7 protein-coding genes are annotated in these 5,259 nt (G+C 65.4%); 3 read left to right on the top strand and 4 right to left on the bottom strand.

Annotated elements, in window-relative coordinates:
* Nucleotides 1-10: 10 nt before the first annotated feature.
* From AC1D1G_RS41245 to AC1D1G_RS41235, 3 genes are all read left to right on the top strand, one after another.
* Nucleotides 11-844 (top strand): glutamate ABC transporter substrate-binding protein, encoded by an 834-nt coding sequence (locus AC1D1G_RS41245; protein ID WP_105414549.1) that lies wholly within the window; start codon nt 11-13, stop codon nt 842-844.
* Nucleotides 845-936: 92 nt separating this feature from the next.
* Nucleotides 937-1,617 (top strand): amino acid ABC transporter permease, encoded by a 681-nt coding sequence (locus tag AC1D1G_RS41240; protein WP_005261143.1) that lies wholly within the window; start codon nt 937-939, stop codon nt 1,615-1,617.
* Nucleotides 1,614-2,513: an amino acid ABC transporter permease gene (locus AC1D1G_RS41235; RefSeq protein ID WP_009480022.1), complete on the top strand. Its 900-nt coding sequence runs from the start codon at nt 1,614-1,616 to the stop codon at nt 2,511-2,513. The genes AC1D1G_RS41240 and AC1D1G_RS41235 overlap by 4 nt, the downstream gene beginning before the upstream one ends.
* A 188-nt stretch (nt 2,514-2,701) precedes the next feature.
* Here the strand turns inward: AC1D1G_RS41235 and recX are convergent, their stop codons facing one another.
* The 4 genes from recX to AC1D1G_RS41215 all read right to left on the bottom strand — a co-directional run.
* Nucleotides 2,702-3,217 carry a recombination regulator RecX gene (recX, locus tag AC1D1G_RS41230; protein WP_105414547.1) on the bottom strand — a complete coding sequence of 172 codons (516 nt, stop codon included), beginning with the start codon at nt 3,215-3,217 and terminating at the stop codon, nt 2,702-2,704.
* 9 nt (nt 3,218-3,226) lie between these two features.
* Nucleotides 3,227-4,270, bottom strand: a complete 1,044-nt coding sequence (gene recA, locus AC1D1G_RS41225) for a recombinase RecA (RefSeq protein WP_477956498.1) — start codon at nt 4,268-4,270, stop codon at nt 3,227-3,229.
* A gap of 145 nt (nt 4,271-4,415) precedes the next feature.
* On the bottom strand, nt 4,416-4,610 hold the full coding sequence (locus AC1D1G_RS41220; protein ID WP_005240748.1) for a DUF3046 domain-containing protein: 195 nt from the start codon (nt 4,608-4,610) through the stop codon (nt 4,416-4,418).
* 33 nt (nt 4,611-4,643) lie between these two features.
* The coding region (locus AC1D1G_RS41215; RefSeq protein WP_477956497.1) for a glycosyltransferase at nt 4,644-5,259 on the bottom strand (616 nt) is incomplete at its 5' end.

Raw genomic sequence — 5,259 nt, 5'->3', positions numbered from 1 at the left:
GAGGAACTCGATGAGGATCAATCGCTCGATTCGCGTGGGAATCGGCGTCATGGCGCTCGCCGTCGTCGCATCTGCCTGTGGCGGAGGTGAAGAGAAGAGCGCCTCCCAGAGCGCGTCGGAGGGCAAGCTCACGGTCGGAATCAAGTACGACCAGCCCGGCCTCGGATTGCGCAACCCCGACGGGTCCTTCAGCGGCTTCGACGTCGAGGTGGCCGAATACGTGGCCGGCAAGCTGGGTGTCGCGCCCGAGAACATCGAGTTCAAGGAGTCYCCGTCGGCTCAGCGCGAGACGCTGATCGAGAACGGTGAGGTCGACTACATCGTCGCCACCTACTCGATCACCGACGCCCGCAAGGAGAAGGTCGACTTCGCCGGGCCGTACTTCATCGCCGGACAGTCGCTCCTGGTGAAGTCCGACAACACCGACATCACCGGCCCCGATTCGCTCAACGGCGGGAAGAAGCTGTGCTCCGTGACCGGGTCCACCCCGGCGCAGAAGGTCAAGGACACGTACGCGCAGGACGTGCAGCTGCAGGAGTTCGACACGTACTCCGCCTGCGTCGAGGCGCTACGTAACGGTGCGGTCGACGCCGTCACCACCGACGACATCATCCTCGCCGGCTATGCGGCGCAGTACCCGGGCGAGCTGAAGGTGGTCGGCGAGCCGTTCACCGAAGAGCGCTACGGCATCGGACTGGCCAAGGGTGACGACGAGACCCGCGCCAAGATCAACGACGCCATCGACGCGATGATCGCGGACGGCTCGTGGGCGCGCGCGTTCAACGAGACCGTCGGTGCGTCGGGTTACCCGATCCCCGCCCCGCCGACCGTCGATCGGTACTGAGCAACTCACTCATCCGGGTCGGACGACTTCCCATTCGTGGAGTCGTCCGGCCCGGTTCGACACCAACCACCGGTGACCTGGGGAGACGGTAAGTGGACCTACTGAGCAAATACAGCGATCAGCTGATCGACGCATTCTGGACGACGGTGCAACTCACCGCGTTCTCGGCTGTCGGTGCTCTGATACTCGGCACCATCCTCGCGGCGATGCGGGTGTCACCGATCCCGGTCGCGCGTGGCGTCGGCACGGCGTACGTGACGATCTTCCGCAACACTCCCCTGACGCTCATCATCATCTTCTGCTCCTTCGGGCTCTTCCAGACGATGGGCGTCAAGCTCGCCCCCGAGCAGTCGCCGACGTTCTTCGAGGAGAACAACTTCCGGCTCGCCGTGCTCGGCCTCAGCGTCTACACCGCGGCCTTCGTCTGTGAGTCGCTGCGGTCCGGTATCAACACGGTGCACGTCGGCCAGGCGGAGGCGGGCCGGTCACTCGGCCTCACGTTCTCGCAGAATCTGCGGTTGATCGTGTTGCCGCAGGCATTCCGCGCGGTCACCGCCCCACTCGGCAGTGTGCTGATCGCCTTGACCAAGAACACGACGATCGCCTCGGTGATCGGCGTGGCGGAGGCGTCGCTGCTGATGAAGGAAATGATCGAGAACGAGGCCGCCATCTTCGTCGTCGGTGGCATCTTCGCGCTCGGCTTCGTGATCCTGACCCTGCCGATGGGGCTTCTCTTCGGATACCTGAGCAAGCGATTCGAGGTTGCACGATGAGCAATTCCGCCACCGTCCTCTACGACGCACCGGGCCCGAAGGCGAAGAACATCTATCGCCTGATCTCGGTCGTGGTCGCTGTCGCACTGCTGGGAATCGGCTACCTCGTCTACGCTGCGCTCGACGACAAAGGTCAGCTGACAGCGGCGAAATGGGATCCGTTCCTCGAATCGACGTCGTGGACGACGTATCTGATCCCCGGCATCCGCGGCACCCTCGTGGCGGCCGCCGTATCGATCCTGTTAGCACTGATCCTCGGCGCGATCCTCGGCATCGGACGCCTGTCGGACCACCGGCCGGTGCGATGGGTGGCCGGCGGGATCGTCGAATTGTTCCGCGCCATCCCCGTGCTGATCCTGATGATCTTCTCGTACCAGCTGTTCGCCGAGTACGAGGTCTTCAAGTCGAAATACCTTGCACTCGCCGCGGTCATCGTGGGCCTCACGCTGTACAACGGCTCGGTGATCGCCGAAATCGTCAGGGCAGGTATCAACTCGCTCCCCAAGGGGCAGAGCGAGGCCGCCATGGCACTGGGTATGCGCAAGGGCCAGGTCATGCGGACCATCCTGCTTCCGCAGGCCGTCACGGCGATGCTGCCCGCGATCATCTCGCAGATGGTGGTGGCGTTGAAGGACTCCGCGCTCGGTTACCTCATCGGCTACGTCGAAGTGGTGCGGTCCGGCCAGCAGCTCGGTGCGTTCTACGGCAACTACCTGCCCGCCCTGATCGTGGTGGCGATCATCATGATCATCCTCAACTACACGCTCACCGTGGTGGCGACCAAGGTGGAGAAGCGACTACGGGCCAGCAAGAAGGGCGGAGGCCCCGGGGGGGCCGTTCCCGAGCTTCCGGCGGTGTCGGTTCCGGGTATGGACATCACCGACAAGCGGTTGTGATCTGACGCGGGTGTGACGTGACACTGCGGTCGGACGCGAACTCTGTTCCCGTCCGACCGCAGTGTTGTCGTCTCGTCAGTGTTGTCGTCTCGTCAGTGTTGTCGTCTCGTCAGTGTTGTCGTCTCGTCAGTGTTGTCGACGTCTCGTCAGTGTTGTCGACGTCTCGTCAGTGTTGTTGTCGTCTCGGGTCAGGTCTCGTCGAACAGGCCGTCGGTTTCCGCACCGGCGCGATCGAGTTGTTCCTTGACCACCTCGAACGCCATGCCCTGGGGAAAACCGCGGCGCGCGAGCATCGACACCAGCCGGCGGACCGCCCGGTCCCGATCGTCCGCGGACACCGTCCGCAGTTTCTTCGCGACCAGTTCGGTGGCTCGCGCTCGTTCGTCTTCGCTGTCGATCTGAGCGAGCGCCTCGGTGGCGTCTTCCTGACCRATGCCCTTGCGGCGCAGTTCCAGTGCGAGCGCACGTTTCCCCTTGCCGGAGTAYGTGTGCCGCGAATGCACCCACTGCTGGGCGAAGTCGGCGTCGTTGACGAGTCCGACCTCGGTGAGGCGATCCAGCACACGCTCAGCGATCTCGGCCGAGTAGCCCTTCTTCGCCAGACGCTCCGATAACTCCGCTCGACTCCGGGCACGGTCCGTCAAGAGACGCAGGCACAAATCCTTGGCCTGCGTCTCCGTTCCACCTTCGCCCGTCGGACGCACGGCGGCGCCTTAGAATTCGACCGGGGCGGCGTCATCCGTAGCAGCAGTGACGTCGGCGCCGATTCCGAGCTTTTCCTTGATCTTCTTCTCGATCTCGTCCCGGATGTCGGTGTTCTCCAACAGGAACTTGCGGGCGTTCTCCTTGCCCTGTCCCAGCTGGTCGCCTTCGTAGGTGTACCAGGAGCCCGACTTGCGGATGAACCCGTGTTCGACACCCATGTCGATCRGCGAGCCTTCCTTGCTGATTCCCAGTCCGTAGAGGATGTCGAACTCGGCCTGCTTGAACGGCGGCGCGACCTTGTTCTTGACCACCTTGACGCGGGTACGGTTACCCACTGCGTCGGTGCCGTCCTTCAGGGTCTCGATCCGCCGCACGTCGAGGCGCACCGACGAGTAGAACTTCAATGCCTTACCACCGGTGGTGGTTTCGGGGGAACCGAACATGACGCCGATCTTCTCGCGCAGCTGGTTGATGAAGATCGCGGTGGTGCCGGAATTGCTGAGCGCACCGGTCATCTTACGGAGCGCCTGGCTCATCAGACGGGCCTGCAGACCCACGTGGCTGTCGCCCATCTCACCCTCGATCTCGGCGCGCGGGACCAGAGCGGCCACGGAGTCGACCACGAGGATGTCGAGGGCGCCGGAGCGGATCAGCATGTCTGCGATCTCGAGCGCCTGCTCACCGGTGTCGGGCTGCGACACCAGCAGCGCATCGGTGTCGACGCCGAGCTTCTGGGCGTAGTCGGGGTCGAGCGCGTGCTCGGCGTCGATGAACGCGGCGATGCCGCCCGCCGCCTGGGCGTTGGCGACAGCGTGCAGAGCCACGGTGGTCTTACCCGAGGACTCCGGGCCGTAGATCTCGACGACACGGCCACGGGGCAGCCCGCCGATGCCGAGGGCGACGTCCAGCGCGATGGAGCCGGTCGGGATGACGGCGATGGGCTGACGGACACCTTCGCCCAGGCGCATCACCGAGCCCTTGCCGAAGTTCTTGTCGATCTGCGCCAGCGCGAGGTCGAGCGCCTTGTCTCGATCGTGTGCCTGTGGTGCCATCGTCGTCCCCATTCCTCGAGTCTCATCAGTGATCTGCGGTCAGGTTAGATCCGGGTACCGACAAGAACCGTGACCACCGAACATCTCCAGCATAGGGGAACGTGTGTTCGATATGTGCGGTCGGTCCGTTCGACACGCCGGATTTCTACCGGCGCTGCGGCGGGACGTCGAACTCCACGCAGAGTTCACGCCACACCTCGCGGGGTTCCCGGCCGTCCTCGATGGCTTCGGCGGCGGTCTTGCCCCCGAGACTGAGCAGCACGTGGTCGACGAGTAGTGCGTCGCCGCGCATCTGCCCGAACTCTTCGCGGACGAGTTGGTGAAATTCGGTCAGTCGCACACATCCACGCTAGCCGAACCTCGCGCCGCCCTCTTACCGCAGCGCGTCGCGGCACACCGCCACCGGATCGGCGACGTCCGCGATGCTCCGCGCGGCCCGCCGCGCGGCGTCCGTGTGGGCACCGTTCGAGAGCACCTGTTCGACCGCCGCGCGGAGTGCTTCGGCGCTCGGGGGACGCACCACGACGGCGCTCCCCTGCCGCGCGGCCCGGTTCGCGAGCTCCCACTGATCGCCGCCGCCGGGAACCACCACCGCCGGAACCCCTGCGAGCAGGGCCTTCGCCAGCATTCCGTGTCCGCCACCGCAGACGACGGCCGAGGCCTCGCGCAACATCGCGTCCTGACGGCCGAGACCTGCCCTCGCCCAGGGCGGAACCGTGGCCGGCGATCCGTCCAGTATCGACGCGATCACACGGACACCGGCCCCGTCGAGCCCCGCCAGCGTCGTCTCGAGCATGCCCTCCGCGCCGGTGAACGCGGTCGACGGAGCCACCATGATCAGGGGATCTGTGCCGTCCGGCGCCTCGATCACCTCGTTCGTCGGTTCCCACAGCAGCGGTCCGACCACGTGCGCCTCGGCGGGCCAGTCCGGCCTCGGCACCTCGAGCGCGGGGAGCGTCGCGATCAGCCGGCGCACCGGTCCCGGGTCC

The organism is Rhodococcus sp. P3_B8, from assembly GCF_056402775.1.
The sequence above is the reverse complement of the archived record's forward strand: the minus strand, read 5'-3'. Positions and strand labels throughout refer to the sequence as shown.

Bases quoted from the DNA above. Each gene is read 5' to 3' on its own strand.
- AC1D1G_RS41235 (WP_009480022.1), top strand. From the start codon at position 1,614: ATGAGCAATTCCGCCACCGTCCTCTACGACGCACCGGGCCCGAAGGCG.